We start from the raw sequence: 21,234 nt of genomic DNA on the forward strand, positions 1-21,234 counted from the left end.
ACAAGCACGGGCGGCTGATCGCGTGGCTCCTATTTGGCGGCGGCCTTCTTTTTTGCCGGGGCTTTCTTCGCAGCCGCCTTCTTCGGTGCAGCCTTCTTGCGCCCCTTCTTCTTCGGCGGACCCTTCGCTGTACGGGCGTCGATCAGTTCGATCGCCTGCGCCTCGGTCACGTCCTCGGGCTTCACGTCCCGCGGCAGGGTCGCATTGGTGGTGCCGTCGGTGACATAAGGGCCATAGCGGCCCGGCATGACCTTCATCTCGCCGCCGCTGGTCGGGTGCGCACCGAGGCTCTTGATCGCCTCTGCCTTGCCGCGCGCCGCACCGCCGCGGTTGGCCGCCTGCGCCAGGATATCGACCGCACGGTTCATGCCGACTTCGAACACCTCGCGCGTATTGGTCAGCTTGCCGTATTTGCCGTCGTGGCGGAGATATGGGCCGTAACGTCCTATGTTCGCTTCGATTTCTTTGCCGGTTTCCGGATGCGCACCGACGATGCGCGGCAGGTCGAGCAGCTTGGCGGCCCATTCGACATCGAAATCGTCGAGGTCCTTGGGAATGCTGGCGCGCTTCTTCTCGCCGTCGGCTTCCATCTCGACATAGGGGCCGAAGCGCCCGGTCTTGCGGTGGATATCCGCGCCGGTGACGGGGTGCTGGCCCATCACGCCATCTTCCTCGCCCGCACCGCCCTCGCCGCCCGGCTGGGCGAAGCGGCGGGTATATTTGCATTCGGGATAGTTGGCACAGGCGACGAAGGCCCCGAACTTGCCCCCGCGCAGCGCCAGGCGGCCACCACTGCGGCCCTCGGCAATGCATTGCGGGCAGGCACGCGGATCGCTGCCGTCCTCGCGCGGGGGGAAGAGGTAGTCTGAGAGATATTCGTCGAGCGCCTCGGTCACTTCCGAAGGCAGCTTCTCCATCACCTCGTCGGCCTTGACCTTGAAGTCGGCCCAGAACTTGGCGAGCAGCTCCTTGTACTCCTCGCGCCCATCGGAGACGGTATCGAGCTCGTCCTCCATCCCTGCGGTGAAGTCGTAAGCGACATATTGCGGGAAGAAGCGTTCGAGGAACACCGTGAGCAATCGGCCCGATTCCTCTGCAAAGAAACGGTTTTTCTCCATCCGCACATAGTCGCGGTCGCGCAACGTCTGGATGGTCGAGGCGTAGGTCGAGGGGCGACCGATGCCGAGCTCCTCGAGCCGCTTGACCAGCGAAGCTTCGGAAAAACGCGGCGGCGGCTGGGTGAAGTGCTGGTTGGCCTCCACGCCGCGCTTGGCGGGGCTGTCGCCCTTGTGCATCACAGGCAGCAGGCCGTCATCGTCGTCTTCGGACTTCTCGTCGAAGCTTTCCTGGTAAACCGCGAAATAGCCGGGGAATTTTACCACCTGCCCGGTGGCGCGCAGCTCGTGCTGGCCGGTTGCATCACGCAGGGTCACGGTGGTCCGCTCGAGCTGCGCGGCGGACATCTGGCTCGCCATGGCGCGCTTGAAGATCAGGTGGTAAAGCTTTGCTTCGTCACCCGAACCGGCATGCTCGCGCTTGAAACTGGTCGGGCGGATCGCCTCGTGGGCTTCCTGCGCGTTCTTGGCCTTGGTGGCGTAGAACCGTGGCTTCTCAGGCCGGTAATCCTCGCTGAACCGCTCCGCGATGGCGTCGCGCGCGGCCATGATGGCGCTCATGTCCATCTGCACGCCGTCGGTGCGCATATAGGTGATCGCACCCGCCTCGTAGAGCGACTGCGCCAGGCGCATGGTGTGGCTGGCCGAGAAGCCGAGTTTTCGCGCGGCCTCCTGCTGAAGCGTAGATGTGGTGAACGGCGGTGCGGGGTTGCGCTTGAGCGGCTTGGTCTCGATCTCCTCGACCGTGAAGCGCCCCTGCTCGACCGCAGCCTTGGCCGCGAGCGCGGAGCCCTCGTTGCCCAGCGTCATCTTGTCGAGCTTTTTGCCGTCGAACTTCACCAGGCGCGCGTCGAACTCGGTCCCGTCGTGCAGCAGATGCGCTACGATCGACCAGTATTCCTCGGCCTTGAAGGCCTCGATCTCGCGCTCGCGATCGACGATCAGCCGCAGCGCAACCGATTGCACGCGGCCCGCGCTCTTCGCGCCGGGCAGCTTGCGCCACAGCACGGGGCTGAGGGTGAAACCAAACAGGTAGTCGAGCGCGCGGCGGGCGAGATAGGCATCGATCAGCGGCTGGTCGAGCTCGCGCGGTTTGCCCATCGCCTCGGTCACCGCTGCCTTGGTGATGGCGTTGAAGGTGACCCGGTCGACCTTGGCAGGCAGCGCCTTGCGCTTGGCCAGCAGTTCCTTGACGTGCCACGAAATCGCCTCACCCTCGCGGTCGGGGTCGGTCGCGAGCACGAGCCGATCCGCGCCTTTTGCCGCGTCGGCGATTTCCTTGAAGCGGCTCTGCTTGTCGCGATAGAGTTCCCAGTCCATCGCAAAATCCTCATCCGGGCGCACGCTGCCATCCTTGGGCGGCAGGTCGCGGACATGGCCGTAGGAGGCGAGAACCTTGAAGTCCTTGCCCAGATAGCCCTCGATAGTCTTCGCCTTGGCCGGCGATTCAACGATAACAAGCTGCATGGAATGAGCGATCCAGTCCCTTACGCGTATACGTGTACGTACGCGCGAGGGTGGGGTTGGCGGTTGAAGGTCGTCAAGTGGATAGAATGTCCCTACTCAAAAACCGCCGCCAAAGTCCGGCTTCTGTCCGCAGTCAATGAGTAGACGGCGATGCCCACGGTTGCGAAGACATTACCACCAATCGCCAATCCCACATTTCCGAGAATCGACAAAGGCAGATTGACCTCACCGAAACCGCGCACAGACCAAAACAAACCGGCTATCGATACGGCATAGATGCCAATTGGCACCAAGAGAGAGATCGCGATCGGTGTGAAATGCGGCCCGGTCGCATCCCAGGATTTTCCCATGGCATTTGCGATACCGTCGCCATCGACCAGGCCGTACCCGTAGATGGCAGACCAACGGACCGCGAGCACCAATCCGGGTATAACCAACAAGACCAACCCAGCCGTCAGGCCAATCGCGCTCAGCAATGCAAGACCGAAGTAAGTCCCGACCTGTCCGTTAAGATCGCCCGAGACCAATCCGGAATTGCGTAAGAGCGCGCGCAAGACAATGAAGTCGATTGCGAGACTAACGATGCCAAGAAAGAGGTTCGATACAGAAGACGTGAAAAACAAGTCGACCGCAATATTTCCTAGCGCCAAGACCATGGTGGTCACCACCAGCGTGCCGGATGCTGCCATTGCTAGCCGGCGGAATTCCGCAAAAATAAGGTCGACCCGGTTTCCAACCGTTTCGTTGGCGTCCACTAATGTTCTCCCAGGGCTAGGCTCACCCGCCCGGCCGCATGCCGCTCCAGTTTGCCAACGATCTCCAACTCCAGCAGCGCCAATTGCACCGACGCCGCGCTCTCGCCCGACTGGCGGATCAGTTCGTCCACCGCCACCGGCGCGGTTGTCAGCAGGCCCTCGATATCGGCGGGCTCCGCAACGGCCAGTTCCTCGGGTGCGTGGTCGAAGTCGAATGCACCTCCTTCGCGGAAGCTCAAGCGCGGAGTGCCGTCGAAGCTGCTGAGCAGTTCGACCACATCCTCCGGCGCCTGCACCAGCACCGCGCCTTCGCGGATCAGCTGGTTGCACCCGGCGGAGCGCGCATCGAGCGGGGAGCCGGGAATGGCCATGACCTCCCTCCCCGCCTCGCCCGCCAGCCTCGCCGTGATAAGCGAGCCGGACTTGGGCGCGGCCTCGACCACCAGCGTACCCGCGGCGAGACCCGCGATGATGCGGTTGCGGCTGGGGAAGTGGCTGCCGCGCGGTTCGGTGCCGGGGGGTTGCTCGGCCAGCAGCAGCGCCTCACTGGCGATCCGTTCCTGCAAGTCGGCGTGCTGCGGCGGATAGGCGATGTCGATCCCGCTGGCGATGACGCCGATGGTCGCGGGGAATGCGCCTTCATGGGCGGCACCGTCAATACCGCGTGCCAGACCGGAGACGACGGTGAACCCCTCCCCCGCAAGCGCCGCTGCGAATTCGCGCGCGATCTTGACCGCCGCCGCACTGGAATTGCGCGCGCCGACCATGGCGACGCAGGGCTTGGCCGCTAGCGACAGGTCGCCGCGAAAGGTCAGGATCGGCGGCGCGCTGTCGAGCTGGCCGAGCGACGCGGGATAATCCGGCTGGTCATGGAACAGGTAGCGCGCGCCCGCCCGGCGGATCGCCTCCACCTCCCGCTCGATCACCTCTGCGGCTACGGCGCGATAGGCCCGGCCGCCCCGCTGCGCCAGGTCGGGCAATGCCTCCAGCGCCGCCTGCGCATTGCCGAACCGCGCCAGCAACTGCGCGTAGCTGACCGGTCCGATGTTGGGCGAGCGCAGCAGCCGGATCCTGGCAAAGGCTTCGGTTTGGGAGAGTGCGACCTCTTGCGACATGGGGCGGTCAGTTCTTGCTGCCGACCCTCGGTTCCTCGCCCCTCAACAATCGCCCGACGTTCTCGCGGTGCAGGAAGATCACGATCACCGCGATCAACCCCAGCGCCGCAGCAAAGGTCGGCCGGTCGAAATACCACGCCGCGCCTACGGCCGCGACCACCGCGCTCATTCCGGCGAGCGAGCTGATGCGGGTGAGCGCCAGCATACCTAGCCAGACCAGCGCATAGGCGAGCCCGATGGGCCATCCGAGCCCGAAGCAAACGCCGCCTGTCGTCGCAACACCCTTGCCGCCCTTGAAGCCGAGCCAGACGGGAAAGCAGTGCCCCAGGACCGCGCCGAGCGCCGTCCATCCGATATCGTTGAGGAACCAGCCCCATGCGAGGAAGACCGGGATGAAACCCTTCAGCGCATCCAGCACCAGCGTCGCCGCGGCGACGCCCTTGTTTCCGGTGCGCAGCACATTGGTCGCGCCGATATTGCCGCTGCCGATTTGGCGAACATCGCCGAGCCCGGCCATGCGCGCCAGGATCAGCCCGAACGGGATCGACCCGAAGGCGTAACCCAGCAGCAGCGCGAGCGAGGGGTCGATGTTGAAATCCATTTGAAAATCCCCCGAAGCCTTGCACCGCTTTACTTATCACGGCGGTTAAGTGAAGAGCGCGACTTCGACAAGCTTAGCCCGATCGGAAACGGACCCTTGGCCCCAGTTTCTCCCATCCTGCTGTTCGATTCCGGTGTCGGCGGGCTGACGGTGCTGGCCGAGCTGCGCAAGCTGTTGCCCGGGGCACCGGTCATCTACGCGGCCGACCATGCCGGGTTACCTTATGGCGCGAAGAGCGAAGCCGAAGTGGCGGCGCGCGTCTGCGGATTGCTGGGCCGGATGAGCGAGCGTTACGCCCCCCGCGCCATCTGTATCGCCTGCAATACGGCCAGCACCATCGCCTTGGGCATGGTCCGCGAAGTGCTGGAGGTGCCCGTTGTCGGGACCGTGCCGGCGATCAAGACTGCGGCTGCGCTCACCAAGTCGGGGGTGATTGGCCTTTTGGGGACGGCGGCGACGGTCCGCCAGCCCTATGTCGACCGGCTGGAAGCCGAATTCGCGGCGGACAAGACCTTGATCCGCCACGCCGCGCCCGGCCTGGTGGGCCTCGCCGAGGCGAAACTGCGCGGCGAGGACGTCGATCCAGCCGCGGTCAGCGAGCAACTCGCAGGGCTGCTGGAAGCCGAGCAAGGCCGCGATATCGACACTGTCGTCCTCGCTTGCACCCATTTCCCGTTGCTGGAGGACGACCTGCGCATGGCTTTCGGCCCGGACGTCCACTTCGTGCACGGTGCCGAAGGCATCGCGCGGCGCATTCTTGCGATTACTGAGGGCCAATCCTTCGATAAAAGCGCACCCGACCTGTTCGTCACCACAGGCGATCTGGCTGGAATCGAAGCACTTTCTCCGGCGCTCGGCAGATACGGCTTGTTGCGTACCAGGCAATTCTGATCTCGCTGTCAATCCTGCGAATCGTTCGCAAAGATCGCGCTGGAACGGGGCCTGATTCCGGAGTATTTGCGCCCGCGATCCAATGAACTACGACCAGATCTTTGACCAGGCGATCGACCGGCTCCACGCCGAAGGCCGCTACCGGGTCTTCATCGACATCCTGCGCAACAAGGGTGCATATCCCAACGCGCGATGCTTCCACGGCCACAACGGGCCCAAGCCGATAACGGTCTGGTGTTCCAACGATTATCTCGCGATGGGCCAGCATCCCAAGGTCATCGCGGCGATGGAAGAAGCGCTGCATGATGTGGGCGCCGGATCAGGCGGTACCCGCAATATCGGTGGCAACACGCACTACCATATTCAGCTGGAGCAGGAACTCGCGGATCTGCACGGCAAGGAATCGGCATTGCTGTTCACCAGCGGCTATGTTTCCAACGATGCCACGCTCAGCACGCTGGCCAAGCTGCTTCCCGGCTGCGTCATATTCTCCGACGAATTGAACCATGCCAGCATGATCGCCGGCATTCGCAATTCGGGCGCCGAAAAGCGGGTTTTCCGCCACAACGACGTGGACCATCTGGAAGAACTGCTCGCCGCCGAAGATCCGGCCACGCCCAAGCTGATCGCCTTCGAAAGCGTCTATTCGATGGACGGCGATGTCGCGCCGATCCACGCGATCTGCGACCTTGCCGAGAAGTACAATGCGCTCACCTATATCGACGAGGTTCACGCCGTGGGTATGTACGGCGCACGCGGCGGCGGCATTTCGGAACGCGACGAGGCGGCGCACCGGATCGACATCATCGAAGGCACGATGGGCAAGGCCTTCGGCGTCATGGGCGGCTATATCGCGGCCGATGCGAAGATCATCGACTGCATCCGCAGCTATGCCCCGGGCTTCATCTTCACCACTTCGCTGGCCCCGCCATTGGTGGCCGGCGTGCTCGCCTCGGTTCGACATCTCAAGCAATCGAGTGTCGAGCGCGATGGCCAGCAGGCGGCCGCCGCCACGCTCAAGGCGCTGATGCGCGATGCAGGATTGCCGGTGATGGACAGCACCACCCATATCGTCCCGCTGATGGTGGGCGATCCGGTGCGCGCGAAGAAGATCAGCGATATTCTGCTGGCCGAGTACGGCGTCTATGTTCAGCCGATCAACTTCCCGACCGTGCCGCGCGGGACCGAACGACTGCGCTTCACGCCGGGCCCCGCGCATACCGAGGAAATGATGCGCGAGCTGGTAGAGGCGCTTGTCGAAATCTGGGACCGGCTCGAGCTTGCGTTGAAGCAGGCGGCCTGATCCGCTGCCTTGACGGCGCCGCCGCGTCCAACATGCATCCATGACCGGCCCATCGACCTTGCAGCTTCATTTGCGCGAAAACGCGCCCATGTACGGCGTGCTTGCCCTGCTGGTCCTGACGTTCTTCACCCTCGCGGCGCTGACACCGGACAGCAGACGTGCGCCGGTCGCAGCCGCGACGTGGGAGCACGGGGCGACGCCGCCTCCGTTGCCCGGTCTCAACGCACTTCCCGCGGCCGCGGATGACACCGTGGTCCTGTCGGATCTCGCCCCCCTCGATGCCCGGGCCAGGAACGCAATCGTGGAGCTTGCCGCCATCGGCCCCGGCACGGCGGCTCCGTTCCGGTTCCGCGGCAGTTCCGATGACCGTCGGCGGGCGCGCGAATGCCTTGCTCTTGCGGGCATGGCCGAGGCGGGCAGCGGCGACGGAGACCAACGGGCCGTGATGCAGGTCATCCTGAACCGGGTGCGCCACCCGGCCTTCGCCAAGACCGTCTGCGGGGTCGTATTCGAAGGCTCACAGCGCGCCACCGGATGCCAGTTCAGCTTTACCTGCGACGGCTCGCTCGCACGCCGGTATAGCGATGCGGCATGGACGGCAGCGCGCCAGCGCGCCGAGCAGATGCTGGGCGGAGCGACCTACGCGCCGGTCGGCAATGCGACCCACTTCCATGCCGATTTCGTCTATCCCTGGTGGAGCCCCAAGCTCGACAAGGTGGCACAGGTCGGGCCGCATATCTTCTTCCGCTGGCGCGGCCCGTGGGGCGCTGCGACGGCGCTCTCGGCTCGATACGCAGGGTCGGAGCCGGACCCTCTTCCGCTGCGGCAGCGTGCGTTAGAGGTCGCGGCTGCCCATCCGCTGCCTGTACCCGGGTCCACGGAGACCCTTCTCGAGACTGGTTCGGCCGTGCGCTCGATAACGGCAAGCCCGGCAGCCGCCAAGCCGGCGCAGGCGTCCGACAGCGCCGCGCCGGGGTCGCCGGCTCCGGGGGTTCATTTCGTCCTGGTTTCTGCCAGCGACAGCCCCGCGGCCCTTGTCGACAAGGCGCGCATGCTCTGCCCGGGTGACCGATACTGCCAGGTCTATGGCTGGGACGATCCCACTGCGATTCCGGCAAAACTGCCGATCTCGCCGGACGCCCGGCGTGCGCTACGGTTCAGCTTCCTCCCTGCACGAGCAGGCAATGCTGAAGCGGTCTTCTTCGATTGCCAGCTCTTTCCTGCACCTTCACCCGGCTCTTGCCTTCCGCGCGCAAGGCCATAGGCTGTTGGGTGATGGATACGCCCGCCGACCCCGGATTTCGTCATGACACGCCGCCCGAGATCGTCGCGGCACTCAATGCCGATCCGCGGCTGAAGGCTTGCTGGGACGTGCTTACCCCGCTGGCTCGCAACGAATGGATTTGCTGGACGATCAGCGCACGGCAGCAGGCCACCCGCACAAGGCGGCTCGAACGCTTGAAAGTCGAAGTCGCGTCCGGGAAAAAGCGGCCGTGCTGTTGGCCGGGCTGCCCCCATCGGCGGGAGTCCGCGCGAAAATGGCTGGACGCGTAGCCGGGCGACGGGGCACGAATTCCAAGTTCGAACAGGGAGAATTTATGACATCGACGGCGATGACCTATGACGAGGTGGTGCTCGGCCGCAAATCGATCCGCGGCAATCTCGACAAGCCGGTGCCGCGCCCGTTGCTGGAGGAGGTCATCGCGCTCGCCATGCGCTCGCCCAGCTCGATGAACACCCAGCCTTGGCATTTCCACATCATCACCGGCGAACCGCTCGACCGTATCCGTCGCGGCAACACCGAACGCATCCTCGCCGGCGTTCCCGACAGTCGGGAATTCCGCCGGGGCGAGCCATTCGCCGGCGTACACCGCGACCGGCAGGTAGAGGTCGCCAAGCAGCTCTTCGCCGAAATGGGAATCGAGCGGGACGACAAGGAAGGCCGGCAGGACTGGGTATTGCGCGGGTTTCGCCAGTTCGACGCCCCCGTTTGCGTCATCATTACCTATGACCGCGAGCTGGGCGGAAGCGACGACACGGCGTTCGATTGCGGCGCCGTCACCACCGCGCTGGTCAACGCCGCGTGGAGTAGAGGACTGGGCTGCGTCATCAACTCGCAAGGCATCATGCAAAGCCCTGTCGTCCGCGAGCACGCCGGCATCCCCGACGACCAGGTCATCATGAAGGCCGTCGCCCTGGGATGGCCCGATCCGGATTTCCCCGCCAACCGGGTCTATTCGAACCGCAAGACCCTTGCCGAGGCAGCGCGCTTCCTCGGCTTCCCCTGACATTTCTCGACGGCCGCGACGGTCAATCCTTAGGGCGATGGTAACCAATGCGCTTGTAGCAATATTGGTCAACACTGGCCCGAACAGAGAGAACCGTCCGCTTCATGTCCGTCCGCAGCCTTTTCCAGGGAATATCGTCACGCGGCGATGCCGGCGGGATCATCGGGCCGCATGATGGCGCACGCCGCATCGAAGTGCTGGAGGATGTCGAGCAGGCCGGGATAAACTGGGTCTGGGCCAGCGACGCCGAAGGGCGGCTCATTTATCTCACCAGAGGCGCAAGCGAAAAGCTCAGCCTCGGGGCCGAAGACATCATGGGCAAGTCGCTGGTCGACCTGTTCGAGATCGATCCCGACAATCCCGATGGCGGCACCGCCCGTCCCCTCAACTTTCAGCTCAAGGCCCATAACCGCCTACACGACCTCGTCGTGCGCTTTGCGCTGGGCAAGTCGCGCCACGACGTCAAACAGGTATGGTGGTCGCTGACCGCCCTGCCCAAGTTCGACAAGGCCGGCACATTCTGCGGCTATCGCGGGCATGCCAAGGACATCACCGTCGAATACGAGCGCAAGCTGGTCGATACCAAGCTGGCCGAATTCGACTCGCTGACGGGCCTCGCCAACCGGCACTACATGAACAAGCGGATCGAGAATATTCTCGCCGCGTACCGGACCGCAAAGCGGTCGTGCGCGCTGATGATGCTCGACCTCGACAAGTTCAAATACGTCAACGACACCATGGGCCACCCGGCAGGCGACGCCGTACTGATCCAGGCCGCAGAGCGCCTTCGCGCGGTGGTCGGCGACCGCGGGGAAATCGGCCGTCTCGGCGGCGACGAGTTCCAGATCATCCTGCCCGATATAGACGATCGCGGGACATTGGGTGAGCTGGCGGAAAAGATCATCAAGATCGTCAGCCAGCCCTACCCGGTCGGCGATGAGAAGCGGGCAGTGATCGGCACCTCCGTCGGCATCGCCATCGCGCCCTACGACGGGGTAGAAAAGGAAGAGCTGGTCAAGGCCAGCGACCTAGCCCTTTATTCGGCCAAGAACGGCGGACGCGGCCAGTTCCGTTTCTATCATGCCGACCTGCGCGACGAGGAAGAGGAACGCCAGGCGCTGATCGACGATTTGCGGGAAGCGCTCAAGAAGGGCGAACTCGAACTCCATTACCAACCGGTAGTCCGAGCCAACGACAACACTGTAGTGTGCCTCGAGGCGCTGATGCGCTGGCAGCACGAAGAGCGTGGCTCTGTCAGCCCGGGGGTCTTCATCCCGGTCGCCGAGGAATCCGATCTCATCATCCAGATGGGTGAATGGGCGCTGCGCCAGGCCTGCGAACATGCCTTGGCATGGCCTGCAACCGTCAGGGTGGCAGTGAACGTGTCGGCTGTGCAATTCGTGCACAAGGCCTTCCCCGAAACCATTGCCAATGTCCTGGCCCAGACCGGTCTCGACCCGGATCGCCTGGAGCTCGAACTGACCGAAAGCGTCTTCCTCGGGGACACCGATGCGACCGAAGAAACATTCAAGATCCTGAAGCGCCTTGGCGTGCGCCTCGCGCTCGACGATTTCGGGACCGGCTATTCCTCACTCAGCTACCTGCGTTCGGCCCCGTTCGACAAGATCAAGGTCGACCGCAGCTTCGTGGATTCCTGCACCGAGCAGGAAAAGAACAGCGCCAAGATCATTGCGGCCATTGTCGGGCTTTCCAACGCCCTCGGCATGGAAACGACGGTCGAAGGTGTGGAGGCGTTCGACCAGCTCAAGGTCGTACGCGAAAAGGGTGCCAAGCTGATCCAGGGCTGGCTCTATGCCAAGGCCATGCCGCAGGAACAGGTGCTCGAGCGGATACAGTCCGGCGCCTTCATCATCGAGCCGGAAGGGCCCGACACGCACAGGCGCGAGCGGCGGAGCGTTTTCCGCCGGATCGGCGTCATTCATGACGATCACCATTACCGCGCCGTCATGCGCGATCTTTCGACCACAGGGGCGCGGATCGAGGGCCTCGTGGGTGTACCGTCCGGGACGCCGCTGGTGCTGGACCTCGGCGCAGGCCAACTGGTCGTTTGCGAAGTGATACGTTCGAAGGAAGCGATGATCGCGGTGGAATTCGAAACGCCGCTGGTCAGCGACGGGGCCGGCGGGCTTGTGACCCGCCATCGCGTCTCTCCCTATGCCCTGGCCGCCGCCGGCATGCCGCTTACCGCCCTGCCCGAGGGTCGCTATCCGATGGAGCGGATGCATGGTGTTCCGACAGGCAAGCCACAGTTCATCGAGGTACAGGTCGGCCAGGGATAACGCAGTCTGGAGGTAATATCCCGGAAGCTTGCCATTGCCTTATTTGCAACTTGCGCCAATATTGCCGTTATGGAACCGGCAGATACAGCTTCCGCACAGACGCCTGCAGCCGCAGGTTCCGCACCGGTGCCGAGCCCTGCGCGCTGGGTGCTCGACCTGATCGAGGCCAGCCCCATTGCTTCGGTCGTGTCGGATCCTCGCCTGCCGGACAATCCCCTCGTCGCGGTCAACCAAGCTTTCGTGGATTTGACGGGCTATTCGCAAGAGGAATGCGTCGGTCGCAATTGCCGCTTCCTGTCGGGCAGCGGTACCGAGCCTTGGCTGAGCGACAAGATCAAGGAAGGCGTGCGGGAACACCGTCCCGTCCTGGTCGAAATCCTGAACTACAAGAAGGATGGATCGCCGTTCCGCAACGCCGTGCTCGTCGCGCCGATTTTCGACGATCGCGAGGAGCTGCTCTATTTCCTCGGCAGCCAGGTCGAGGTGCGTGACGACGAACCCAACATGGGCATGGCCCGCCGCGAGCGGGCAGCCGAAATGCTCAAGACCCTGTCGCCGCGTCAGCTCGAGGTGACCACGCTGGTGGCGTCGGGACTGCGCAACAAGGAAGTTGCTGCGCGGCTCGGACTGTCGGAAAAGACAGTCAAGATGCACCGCGGCCTCGTCATGGAAAAGCTGGGCTTGAAGACCAGTGCCGATCTCGTGAGGGTCGCGGTCGAAGCCGGCATCTGATCGGGTCCGGTCGGCAAGCTTGGCCACTAATCATTTGCCGGCACCCATGGGCCAAGGTCCATATTTTCCGGGCGCGCCGAATCGCCTATTTCGACACACGCCGAGGTCGGTTGTCGACAGTTTCCTCCTGTCCCTCCCGAAGCGTCCTCCGACCGACCCGGCACCCTTGTCCTGATCGCGGTGCCGCCAAGCTTCCAGGATTCCATAGGGGTCGCACACCGAAGACCGCCGCGACCGATCCCGTCGCTGGCGGTCTTCTTTTTGCCCGAACCTCGGCTCTAGCGCAGGCTTACGACGTTGTCCGTCGACTTGATCACGCGGTCGCCGCGATAGAGGCTCGCCATCGGCTCGTCCTCGACCACGATCTGCTGGGCGTTGCCGAAGCCGTTGAAACCGGTCTTCATCGCCGCACCATACGCACCCAGCATGCCGATCTCGATGAAATCGCCGGCCTGGATATCTTCCGGCAACCGGAACGGGCCTTCCATGTAGTCGGCATCGTCGCAGGTCGGGCCGTAGAAGGCGAAATCCGCCTCCGGCTTGATCAGGTCGTCCTCCAGCGCGCGGACAGGAAACTTCCAGCCCACATGCGCCGCATCGTAGAGGGCACCATAGGCACCATCGTTGATGTAGAGCTCTTCGCCGCGGCGCTTTTCCACCCGCACGATCAGCGAGCTGTATTCGGCGCACAGCGCCCGGCCCGGTTCGCACCAGAGTTCGGCATTGTAGGCGATCGGCAGCGCTTCGAAGTGCTTGTGGATGATGGCGAAGTAATCTTCCATCGGCGGGGGATCGAGCTCCGGATAGACGCTTGGGAATCCGCCGCCGACGTCGATCATGTCGATCACCACCGAGGCATCGGCGATGGCAGCACGGGTGCGCTCGATCGCCTGGACGTAGGCGAACGGGGTCATCGCCTGGCTGCCGACATGGAAACACACACCCAGCCAGTCGCAATGCTGGCGGGTCTGCTGCAGCAGCAGCGGGGCCTCGATCAGGTCGCAGCCGAACTTGCTGGCGAGCGACAGCTCCGAATAATCCGAGGACACGCGGATGCGCACGCAGAGCTTCAAGTCGCGGGCAGGATTGCCCTGCTCGTCCGCACAGGCATCGACGATCTTCTCCAGTTCCTCGACCGTATCGAGGCTGAAGGTGCGGACGCCATGGTCATGATACGCCTCGGCAATTGCGCGCGGGGTCTTGACCGGGTGCATGAAACACAGGGTCGCGGCCGGCAGCGTTTGCCGCACGAGGCGCACTTCCGCAATCGAGGCGACGTCATAATGCGTGACGCCATTGTCCCACAGGATCTGCAGGAGTTCGGGCGACGGGTTGGCCTTGACGGCATAGAGCACCCGCCCCGGGAACTTCTCGACGAAGAAACGGGCGGCGCGCGCCGCAGCATGCGGGCGATTGAGGATGACCGGCTCGTCCGGCGAAAGGGCGCGAACTACAGACCGTGCGTCAGGAAAATGCTGCAACTCAAGGGACCCCCTAAACGGCTCTTGCGAGCCATGAAACGACAAGCTGCCTTGCGGTTAGGAAGTCCCCTTGGGGCAGCGGAAGGGGCGCGTATAGAGATTCGCCGATGAACATCAAGTGAAATCAGGGAGCGGCGAACCCTTCATTTGCACACCACCGATCGCGTCGGTCGCAGGCGCAGGCGGAGCGATTGCGGCGCCCCGATTCCATGGGCGCCGCAACCCGATCCTGCTATTCCGCCGCCTCGCCGAGAACCACCGAATAGGCTGCGCTCGACACGTCCAGCAGCACGAGGACGTTGGCCTTGATATTGGCCATGGTAACGCCGTCATCGAGGACCTGGTAACGGGTGAAGCCGAGCGTGCCCTCGTCGAAATCCGCCCAGGTGTTGATCGCCGCCTGCGCCAGATTGGCTTCCGCCAGGCGTTGGTGCGTCAGGCCTTCGGGCACGTCGTACCGCACCTGCATCATGATGCCCTGGCAACCCGAGACACCGTTGACGTCGCACGCCGTGCCGATCAGCAGGTAGATGATGCCGTATTCGTCGGTCGCGACGACGCTGTCCTCGCCATAATCGCCTTCGCTGTTGAAGGTATGCCCCAGTTCCTTCACGATCGCCTTGAGGTCTTCGACCTGAACGGATTTCTTGATCTCGCTTGCCTTGTAGGACTGGGCCGACACAGCGGTCGGCAACGCTGCACCGAGCAGAGCCCCTGCCAGCGCGAAAACTTGCCACTTCATGGAAAATGTCCCTCCGGAAAAATGTCCGGCACAGCTCATCGCAGGTGCAGAACGTTTTGACGAGGGCAAATCAGCTCAGCCGGTCGCGAAATGAATCATAGCCGAATGATTTTACCTGCTCGAGCTGGTCGGTGTCGCTGTCCCACAGCCAGATCGACGGCAAGGGAACGCCATTGAAGGTGTTGGTCTTGACCATCGAATAATGCGCCTGATCAAGGAAGGCGAAGCGCGAGCCCGGCTCGCATGGCACGGGCAGGCGATAGTCGCCGATGACGTCGCCCGCGAGGCACGACGGACCGCCGAGACGCACGGCTTCGCCCTCGCCTGCCTCGTGCAGCATGGCGGGGCGATACGGCGCCTCGATCACGTCAGGCATGTGGCACGTGGCCGATACGTCAGTAATTGCGAAGGGGACTTCGTTGGTTCCGGCATCGAGGATGGTGCCGACGAGAATGCCCGCATCCAGCGCCACTGCCTCGCCCGGTTCGAGGTAGATCTCGGCGCCGGTGTCCTCCTTGGCGTCGCGCAGGAACTCGACCAGCTCCTCGCGCTGGTAGTCGGCCCGGGTGATGTGATGCCCGCCGCCCATGTTGATCCACTTGAGCTGACCGAACCACGGTTCGATCGCGTCGAAGACCTTGTCCCAGGTCTGGTGCAAGGGCTCGAAATCCTGCTCGCACAGATTGTGGAAGTGGATCCCGTCGATTCCTTCCATGATTTCGGGCGTCAGCTGGTCGATCGGGAAGCCGAGGCGGCTGCCGGGGCTCGAGGGGTCGTAGCGCGGAACCTCGCCGGTCGGGACCATGGGATTGATCCTGAGGCCGATCTCGAAATCCCCGCCGGTGGAGCGCGCATGGTCGAGAATCAGCCGCGCGCGTTCGATCTGCTGCGGCGAATTGAAGATGACATGATCGGACAAGCGGCAGACCTCCTCCAGGTCCTCCGGTTTGTAAGCCGCGCAATAGGTGCTGATCTCGCCGTCGTAGAACTCGCTCGCGAGCCGCGCTTCCCACAGGCCCGAGGTGCAGACTCCGTCGAGATACTCGCCGATGATCGGCGCGACCGACCACATGGAGAACGCCTTGAGCGCGGCCAGCACCTTTATGTCGGCGGCATCGCGTACGTCGGCCAGGACCTGCAGGTTGGCGCGCAGCCGGGCGGCATCGACGACGAAGGCAGGGCTATCCACGCGGCCGAGGTCGAAATGCGCGAATGCACCGGGATCGCCGGCCTTCGTTTCCATGGTCGAGTTATTCCTTCGTCTGCCCCGCCGCGGCCGTGGCCGGATCGAACCTGACCACGCGGTTGCCCGGCACGTCGGTCATATAGATGATGCCGCCCGGCCCGATAGCAAGATCGTGGCCGAGGCTCGAATCCTCGCCCTCAAGCCCGAGGTCGAACGAACGCTCGACCGTGCCGTCGGCGGCGTAGTAGCGCAGGATAGCGCCCTTGCGATCATAGGCATCGCGCCCCTCCACCGCGAGCAGGCGCCCTCCCCCCAGGGGTTTAAGCCCGTAGGTGTGATTGCCGGCGGGCGATGCCCAGGTATCGACCAGCTTTCCGTCATGCGAAAACAACTGGATGCGCGCATTCTCGCGGTCCGCGACGTAGATGAAGCGATCGTCGACCGCCACCGCATGGGCGACCGCGAAGTCGCCGAAGTCGCGCAGGAACTTCCCGCTGCGGTCGAACTCGGCCACGCGCGTGTTCACATATCCGTCGGCGACCAGCACCTTGTCACCCAGGAAGGCGACATCAGCTGGACGCCCGAAGTGCGTCGCATCCTGCCGCGAAACGCCGCGCTCGCCGAGACTCAGTTCCAGCTTGCCGTCCTTGCTGAAGCGAAACACCTGCTCGCGCCCGACATCCGTGATCCAGACCTTGCCTTGCGGATCGATCGAAATGCCGTGCGGCATGATGAACTGACCTGCGCCCCATTGCGCCAGGAGCTTGCCGTCAGGCGAAAACTCGAACACCGTCGCTTCCGCAATCGGCTCGGCCGGAAACGGCTCCTCCCAGACCCGTCCGGCCCGGTGGAGGACGAAGACGTGTCCGCGGCTGTCGACATCGACCCCGCTGACCTCGCCGAACCTTACGCCCGCCGGAATCGTAGGCCAGCCATTGTCTACAACCGCCTCGGGCACGGCTTCCTTAGGAGTGAGAGCCTCGCTGCAGGCCGCAAGCGCAAGGAATGCGGTCGCGGCCAACACACGGCGCATCAGAATTCGACCGGTCCCGACAGTTCCTCGACCGTCCACGGCAGGCCGTCGCTATTGAGCATCTCCATGAAGGGATCGGGGTCCATCTCTTCCATGTTGAACACGCCGTCGCCCGACCACTTGCCGGTCACCATCATGGCGGCGCCGATCATGGCCGGCACACCGGTGGTGTAGGAAACGGCCTGGTTGCCGGTTTCCTCATAAGCAGCCTCGTGGCTGCAGATGTTCTTGATGTAGAACGTCCTCTCGCCCGAGCCGTCGAGCGCTTCGCCGGTCGCGATGACGCCAATGTTGGTGTTGCCCTTGGTCGTCTCGCCGAGCGTTTCGGGCTTCGGCAGCACCGCGGCGAGGAACTGCAGCGGGATGATGTCCTTGCCCTGGTAGCGGATCGGCTCGATGCTGGTCATGCCGACGTTCTGTAGCACGGTCAGGTGAGTGATGTAGGCATCGCCGAAGGTCATCCAGAATCGCGCGCGTTCGAGTTCGGGGACGAACTTGGCGAGGCTTTCCAGCTCCTCGTGATACATCAGATAGGCGCTCTTCTTGCCGACCGCCTCGAAGTCGAATTCGGTCTTCACCTGCATCGCGGGCGTCTCCACCCATTCGCCGTTTTCCCAATGGCGCGCCGGCGCGGTCACTTCGCGGATGTTGATTTCCGGGTTGAAGTTGGTGGCGAAGTGCTGGCCATGGTCGCCGCCGTTGCAGTCGAGAATGTCGAGCTGGCGGATAGTCTTCAGCTTGTGCTTCTTGAGCCACATGGTGAACACGCTGGTGACCCCCGGATCGAAGCCCGAGCCGAGCAGCGCCATGAGCCCCGCCTGCTTGAAGCGGTCGTGATAGGCCCACTGCCACTTGTATTCGAACTTGGCTTCGTCCTTCGGCTCGTAGTTCGCCGTGTCGAGATAGCTGACGCCCGCTTCGAGGCAGGCGTCCATGATCGGCAGGTCCTGGTACGGCAGCGCCAGGTTGACGACGAGGCTCGGCTGCACCTTGCGGATCAGGTTGACCATCGCCGGTACTTCTTCGGCATCGATTTCATAGGTGGCGACATCGACGCCGCAGCGTTCCTTCACGCTCGCCGCGATCGCATCGCACTTGCTCGTGGTGCGGCTGGCGAGGTGGATCGAGGTGAAAATGTCCGGATTGAAGGCCATCTTGTGGACGCAGACCGAGCTGACGCCGCCGGCACCGATTACGAGGACTGTCGACATGGGGGTGGGTGCTCCTGAAACGAATCTTGCCGCGCGCTCTAGTGCAACGTGCCTGCGGCGTAAATCGATCCGGCATTCCCTTGCCGCCGGTGCGGGTGCATAGCGGCGGAATGAAAAGCCAACGCCTGCCGACCCGCGCCGGAGTGATGGAGGCCGCAGACAAGATCGCCGCCATTCTCCCCCCCACCCCCTTACTCCCGGTCACGATCGGCGACGTACAATGCTGGGCCAAGGCGGAAATGCTGCAACCGGTCGGCGCGTTCAAGATCCGCGGAGCCTGGCACCGGTTGAGCGCCCTCGACGAGGCCGAGCGCGCGGCGGGTGTGGTGGCGGTGTCGAGCGGCAACCATGCCCAGGGTGTTGCCTGGGCAGCCAAACGGCTCGGGATACGGGCAACCATCGTGATGCCGCACGATGCCCCGCAGGTGAAGCTCGACGCGACCCGGGCGCTCGGGGCCGAGATCGTGCTCTACCTGCGCGCGCCCAAGGACAAAGGAGGCGAGGACCGCGATGCGGTCGCGGCAGGGATCATCGCCGAGCGCGGCGGCACGCTCGTCCACGCTTTCGGCGATCCATGGGTCATCGAAGGCCAGGGCAGCGCGGGGATCGAGATCACGCAGCAACTGGGCCGCGAGCCGAGCCGGATCCTCGCCTGCTGCGGCGGCGGCGGCCTGACGGCCGGTCTCGTCCTCGCCTGCCCTACGGCCAGGGTGCATCCGGTCGAACCTTATGGCTGGGACATGGTGGGCCAGGCCATGGAGGCCGGCGAGATCGTGAGCGCCGCGCCCGACGCGCCGCAAACCATCTGCGACGCACTGCAGCCGACTGCGACCAAGCCCATCAATCTCGACGTTTTGCGCGGTCGTGCCGCGCCGGGCCTGATCGTATCCGACGACGAGGTCCGCGCGGCCCAGCGCTTCGCGTTCTCCAGCCTGCACCTGGTAGTCGAGCCCGGCGGAGCCGCCGCCCTTGCCGTAGCGCTCGCCGGCAAGGTCGAAATCGATTCAGACACTGTCATCATGTTGACCGGCGGCAATACCGATCCTGCCGCTTTCGCCGCCACGATTGCGGGATAATCGGTTGCAATTGACAATTCATCTGGCGACCGTCACTCTGCAGGCCGGATAACAGGGAGGGGAACCGATGCAGGCTCAGATGCTCGCGCCGGCCGCAATACTTATCGCATGGTCGCTGGTGATGCTGTTCTGGGTGGCGGGTACCCGCTTCCCGGCCATCGCCAAGAGCGGCATCGACATCAAGGCCGGGCCGCCGGGCGGCCGCGGGCAGAACCTCGAAGGCGTGCTGCCGGACAAGGTCAACTGGAAGGCGCACAACTACGCGCACCTGATGGAACAGCCGACGATCTTCTATCCTGCCGTCATCATCATCGCGCTGATGGGTGCAAGTCAGTGGGACGTCCTCGCCGCATGGTTCTACGTCGGGCTGCGGATCGTGCACTCGGTCTACCAGGCGACCGTGAACGTGGTGATGGTTCGCTTCACGATCTTCTTCGTTTCGACACTCGCGCTGATTTACCTAGCCATTCGCGCGATCGCCCTGACCCTGTTCCACAACCCGGGAGTACTGGCATGATCGGAATGGAGATACTGCAGTCGGTCGTCGCACTGGCAGCGTGGACCATGGTGATGTGGCTATGGATGTACGTGACTCGCATCCCGGCGATGAGCAAGGCGGGGATTGACGGCACCAAGCTGGTGGGCTCGACCGGTGCCAGCCTGCGTGGGCAGCTGCCCGACAGCGTCAACTGGAAGGCGGACAACTACAACCACCTGCACGAACAGCCGACGGTATTCTACGCCATCGCCATCACGCTGGCGATCATCGGCCAGGGCGACGGGCTCAACGCCTTGCTAGGCTGGATCTACGTCGGGCTACGTGTCGCGCATTCGCTCGTTCAGGCGACTTCAAACGTGGTGCTGGTACGCTTCGTCCTCTTCGCGCTATCCAGCTTGGTGCTGATCGCGCAGATCCTGCATGCGGCGATTGCGCTGTTCCACTAGGCTTCGGCCGGAGCGTGGACATGGCCATCGTGCTCGATCTCGAGCCCGGCGAGGAAGCGCTCGGCATCGAGCGCGGCCATGCAGCCCATTCCTGCCGCGGTCACCGCCTGGCGATAGACATGATCGGTCACGTCGCCGGCCGCGAAAACGCCCGGCACGGCGGTCTTAGGTGATCCGGGTTCGGTGAGCAAATATCCACTCTCGTCGAGCGGCAACTTGCCCCTGAAGAGTTCGGTCGCGGGGGCATGGCCGATAGCCACGAACGCGCCGTGCGCTTCAAAGGTCGATACCTCCCCGGTAACCGTGTCGCGCAGGACGAGATGCGACAGGCCGCCATCGGCCCCCGCCTCGAAGCGCTCGACGGTCTTGTTCCACAGTGTCGAGATCTTGGGGTGCTTCATCAGCCGGTCCTGAAGGATCTTTTCCGCGCGCAATTCGTCGCGGCGATGGATCAGCGTCACATCGTCGGAATGGTTGGTGAGATAGAGCGCCTCCTCGACAGCGGTGTTGCCGCCGCCGATCACGACGACCTTCTTGCCGCGATAGAAGAACCCGTCGCAGGTGGCGCAGGCCGACACGCCCTTGCCGCCAAGTTCCATTTCGCCCGGCACGCCAAGCCACTTTGCCTGGGCGCCGGTGGCGATGACCAGCACATCGCCGATATATTCGTCGCCGCTGTCGCCCACAGCACGGAACGGTGAGCCGTTCTCGAGGTCGACCGAGACGATCGTGTCCCACATCATCCGCGTGCCGACATGCTCGGCCTGCTTCTGCATCTGGTCCATCAGCCACGGACCCTGGATCACGTCGGCAAAGCCGGGATAGTTCTCGACATCCGTGGTGATCGTCAGCTGCCCGCCCGGTTGCAGGCCCTGCACCACGATCGGTTCCATCATCGCGCGGGCACCGTAGATGGCAGCCGAATAGCCGGCGGGGCCGGATCCGATGATGAGCATCTTGGTGCGGTGGGTGGCCATGGAATGCGTCCTGTCA

General features: G+C 63.9%; 20 protein-coding genes. 10 read left to right on the top strand and 10 right to left on the bottom strand.

All coding sequences use genetic code 11. From position 1 onward, the window contains the following. Positions 1-29 precede the first annotated feature (29 nt). The 4 genes from topA to plsY form a co-directional block, all read right to left on the bottom strand. Positions 30-2,582: a type I DNA topoisomerase gene (topA, locus tag WAB17_RS13450; protein WP_435417851.1), complete on the bottom strand. Its 2,553-nt coding sequence runs from the start codon at positions 2,580-2,582 to the stop codon at positions 30-32. A 92-nt stretch (positions 2,583-2,674) separates the two neighbouring features. Next, positions 2,675-3,337, bottom strand: coding sequence for a hypothetical protein (locus WAB17_RS13455; protein ID WP_435417852.1), 663 nt, complete (start codon positions 3,335-3,337; stop codon positions 2,675-2,677). After that, complete coding sequence (gene dprA / locus WAB17_RS13460; RefSeq protein WP_435417853.1) at positions 3,337-4,452, bottom strand: DNA-processing protein DprA; 1,116 nt, start codon at positions 4,450-4,452, stop codon at positions 3,337-3,339. Before dprA ends, WAB17_RS13455 begins: the two co-directional genes overlap by 1 nt. 7 nt (positions 4,453-4,459) lie before the next feature. Beyond that, positions 4,460-5,053, bottom strand: coding sequence for a glycerol-3-phosphate 1-O-acyltransferase PlsY (gene plsY, locus WAB17_RS13465; protein WP_435417854.1), 594 nt, complete (start codon positions 5,051-5,053; stop codon positions 4,460-4,462). Positions 5,054-5,149: 96 nt separating this feature from the next. On the opposite strand from plsY, the gene murI reads away from it, so the two are divergent. The 7 genes from murI to WAB17_RS13500 all read left to right on the top strand — a co-directional run bounded on the left by murI (position 5,150) and on the right by WAB17_RS13500 (position 12,567). Beyond that, positions 5,150-5,944: a glutamate racemase gene (gene murI, locus WAB17_RS13470; protein ID WP_435417855.1), complete on the top strand. Its 795-nt coding sequence runs from the start codon at positions 5,150-5,152 to the stop codon at positions 5,942-5,944. Positions 5,945-6,026: 82 nt separating this feature from the next. Then, positions 6,027-7,247: a 5-aminolevulinate synthase gene (hemA, locus tag WAB17_RS13475; protein WP_435417856.1), complete on the top strand. Its 1,221-nt coding sequence runs from the start codon at positions 6,027-6,029 to the stop codon at positions 7,245-7,247. Between the two features lie 40 nt (positions 7,248-7,287). Next, positions 7,288-8,511: a cell wall hydrolase gene (locus tag WAB17_RS13480; RefSeq protein WP_435417857.1), complete on the top strand. Its 1,224-nt coding sequence runs from the start codon at positions 7,288-7,290 to the stop codon at positions 8,509-8,511. An 11-nt stretch (positions 8,512-8,522) separates the two neighbouring features. Then, a complete protein-coding gene (locus tag WAB17_RS13485) occupies positions 8,523-8,801 on the top strand; it encodes a YdeI/OmpD-associated family protein (protein ID WP_435417858.1) in 279 nt (92 codons plus the stop codon). A 59-nt stretch (positions 8,802-8,860) separates the two neighbouring features. Beyond that, positions 8,861-9,535, top strand: a complete 675-nt coding sequence (locus WAB17_RS13490) for a nitroreductase (protein ID WP_435419394.1) — start codon at positions 8,861-8,863, stop codon at positions 9,533-9,535. A gap of 104 nt (positions 9,536-9,639) precedes the next feature. Next, on the top strand, positions 9,640-11,835 hold the full coding sequence (locus WAB17_RS13495) for a putative bifunctional diguanylate cyclase/phosphodiesterase (protein WP_435417859.1): 2,196 nt from the start codon (positions 9,640-9,642) through the stop codon (positions 11,833-11,835). A 69-nt stretch (positions 11,836-11,904) separates the two neighbouring features. Beyond that, a complete protein-coding gene (locus tag WAB17_RS13500; RefSeq protein WP_435417860.1) occupies positions 11,905-12,567 on the top strand; it encodes a LuxR C-terminal-related transcriptional regulator in 663 nt (220 codons plus the stop codon). A 278-nt stretch (positions 12,568-12,845) separates the two neighbouring features. On the opposite strand, the gene WAB17_RS13505 is transcribed toward WAB17_RS13500, so the two are convergent. From WAB17_RS13505 to WAB17_RS13525, 5 genes are all read right to left on the bottom strand, one after another. Continuing rightward, positions 12,846-14,048, bottom strand: a complete 1,203-nt coding sequence (locus WAB17_RS13505; protein WP_435417861.1) for a type III PLP-dependent enzyme — start codon at positions 14,046-14,048, stop codon at positions 12,846-12,848. Positions 14,049-14,280: 232 nt separating this feature from the next. Further along, complete coding sequence (locus WAB17_RS13510; protein ID WP_435417862.1) at positions 14,281-14,790, bottom strand: hypothetical protein; 510 nt, start codon at positions 14,788-14,790, stop codon at positions 14,281-14,283. A 70-nt stretch (positions 14,791-14,860) separates the two neighbouring features. After that, positions 14,861-16,033 carry a carboxynorspermidine decarboxylase gene (locus tag WAB17_RS13515; protein ID WP_435417863.1) on the bottom strand — a complete coding sequence of 391 codons (1,173 nt, stop codon included), beginning with the start codon at positions 16,031-16,033 and terminating at the stop codon, positions 14,861-14,863. Between the two features lie 7 nt (positions 16,034-16,040). After that, a complete protein-coding gene (locus WAB17_RS13520; protein WP_435417864.1) occupies positions 16,041-16,934 on the bottom strand; it encodes a peptidyl-alpha-hydroxyglycine alpha-amidating lyase family protein in 894 nt (297 codons plus the stop codon). A gap of 74 nt (positions 16,935-17,008) precedes the next feature. Continuing rightward, on the bottom strand, positions 17,009-18,220 hold the full coding sequence (locus WAB17_RS13525; RefSeq protein WP_435417865.1) for a saccharopine dehydrogenase family protein: 1,212 nt from the start codon (positions 18,218-18,220) through the stop codon (positions 17,009-17,011). 110 nt (positions 18,221-18,330) lie between these two features. Here WAB17_RS13525 and WAB17_RS13530 point away from each other — a divergent pair, with 110 nt between their 5' ends. The 3 genes from WAB17_RS13530 to WAB17_RS13540 all read left to right on the top strand — a co-directional run bounded on the left by WAB17_RS13530 (position 18,331) and on the right by WAB17_RS13540 (position 20,241). After that, entirely contained in the window at positions 18,331-19,296 is a 966-nt protein-coding gene (locus tag WAB17_RS13530) for a threonine ammonia-lyase (protein ID WP_435417866.1), read from the top strand. A gap of 67 nt (positions 19,297-19,363) precedes the next feature. Then, positions 19,364-19,813, top strand: coding sequence for an MAPEG family protein (locus WAB17_RS13535; RefSeq protein WP_435417867.1), 450 nt, complete (start codon positions 19,364-19,366; stop codon positions 19,811-19,813). Then, positions 19,810-20,241: an MAPEG family protein gene (locus tag WAB17_RS13540; protein WP_435417868.1), complete on the top strand. Its 432-nt coding sequence runs from the start codon at positions 19,810-19,812 to the stop codon at positions 20,239-20,241. Before WAB17_RS13535 ends, WAB17_RS13540 begins: the two co-directional genes overlap by 4 nt. On the opposite strand, the gene trxB is transcribed toward WAB17_RS13540, so the two are convergent. Then, positions 20,238-21,218, bottom strand: a complete 981-nt coding sequence (gene trxB, locus WAB17_RS13545) for a thioredoxin-disulfide reductase (protein ID WP_435417869.1) — start codon at positions 21,216-21,218, stop codon at positions 20,238-20,240. The genes WAB17_RS13540 and trxB overlap by 4 nt on opposite strands. Positions 21,219-21,234: the final 16 nt, after the last annotated feature.

Source organism: Parerythrobacter aurantius, assembly GCF_045291475.1.
GTDB classification, from domain to species: Bacteria; Pseudomonadota; Alphaproteobacteria; order Sphingomonadales; family Sphingomonadaceae; genus Parerythrobacter; species Parerythrobacter aurantius.

Coding starts and splice junctions, on each gene's coding strand:
- topA (WP_435417851.1), bottom strand. CDS start 2,582: ATGCAGCTTGTTATCGTTGAATCGCCGGCCAAGGCGAAGACTATCGAG.
- dprA (WP_435417853.1), bottom strand. CDS start 4,452: ATGTCGCAAGAGGTCGCACTCTCCCAAACCGAAGCCTTTGCCAGGATC.
- plsY (WP_435417854.1), bottom strand. CDS start 5,053: ATGGATTTCAACATCGACCCCTCGCTCGCGCTGCTGCTGGGTTACGCC.
- hemA (WP_435417856.1), top strand. CDS start 6,027: ATGAACTACGACCAGATCTTTGACCAGGCGATCGACCGGCTCCACGCC.
- WAB17_RS13480 (WP_435417857.1), top strand. CDS start 7,288: ATGACCGGCCCATCGACCTTGCAGCTTCATTTGCGCGAAAACGCGCCC.
- WAB17_RS13485 (WP_435417858.1), top strand. CDS start 8,523: ATGGATACGCCCGCCGACCCCGGATTTCGTCATGACACGCCGCCCGAG.
- WAB17_RS13490 (WP_435419394.1), top strand. CDS start 8,861: ATGACCTATGACGAGGTGGTGCTCGGCCGCAAATCGATCCGCGGCAAT.
- WAB17_RS13495 (WP_435417859.1), top strand. CDS start 9,640: ATGTCCGTCCGCAGCCTTTTCCAGGGAATATCGTCACGCGGCGATGCC.
- WAB17_RS13500 (WP_435417860.1), top strand. CDS start 11,905: ATGGAACCGGCAGATACAGCTTCCGCACAGACGCCTGCAGCCGCAGGT.
- WAB17_RS13510 (WP_435417862.1), bottom strand. CDS start 14,790: ATGAAGTGGCAAGTTTTCGCGCTGGCAGGGGCTCTGCTCGGTGCAGCG.
- WAB17_RS13515 (WP_435417863.1), bottom strand. CDS start 16,033: ATGGAAACGAAGGCCGGCGATCCCGGTGCATTCGCGCATTTCGACCTC.
- WAB17_RS13525 (WP_435417865.1), bottom strand. CDS start 18,220: ATGTCGACAGTCCTCGTAATCGGTGCCGGCGGCGTCAGCTCGGTCTGC.
- WAB17_RS13530 (WP_435417866.1), top strand. CDS start 18,331: ATGAAAAGCCAACGCCTGCCGACCCGCGCCGGAGTGATGGAGGCCGCA.
- WAB17_RS13535 (WP_435417867.1), top strand. CDS start 19,364: ATGCAGGCTCAGATGCTCGCGCCGGCCGCAATACTTATCGCATGGTCG.
- WAB17_RS13540 (WP_435417868.1), top strand. CDS start 19,810: ATGATCGGAATGGAGATACTGCAGTCGGTCGTCGCACTGGCAGCGTGG.
- trxB (WP_435417869.1), bottom strand. CDS start 21,218: ATGGCCACCCACCGCACCAAGATGCTCATCATCGGATCCGGCCCCGCC.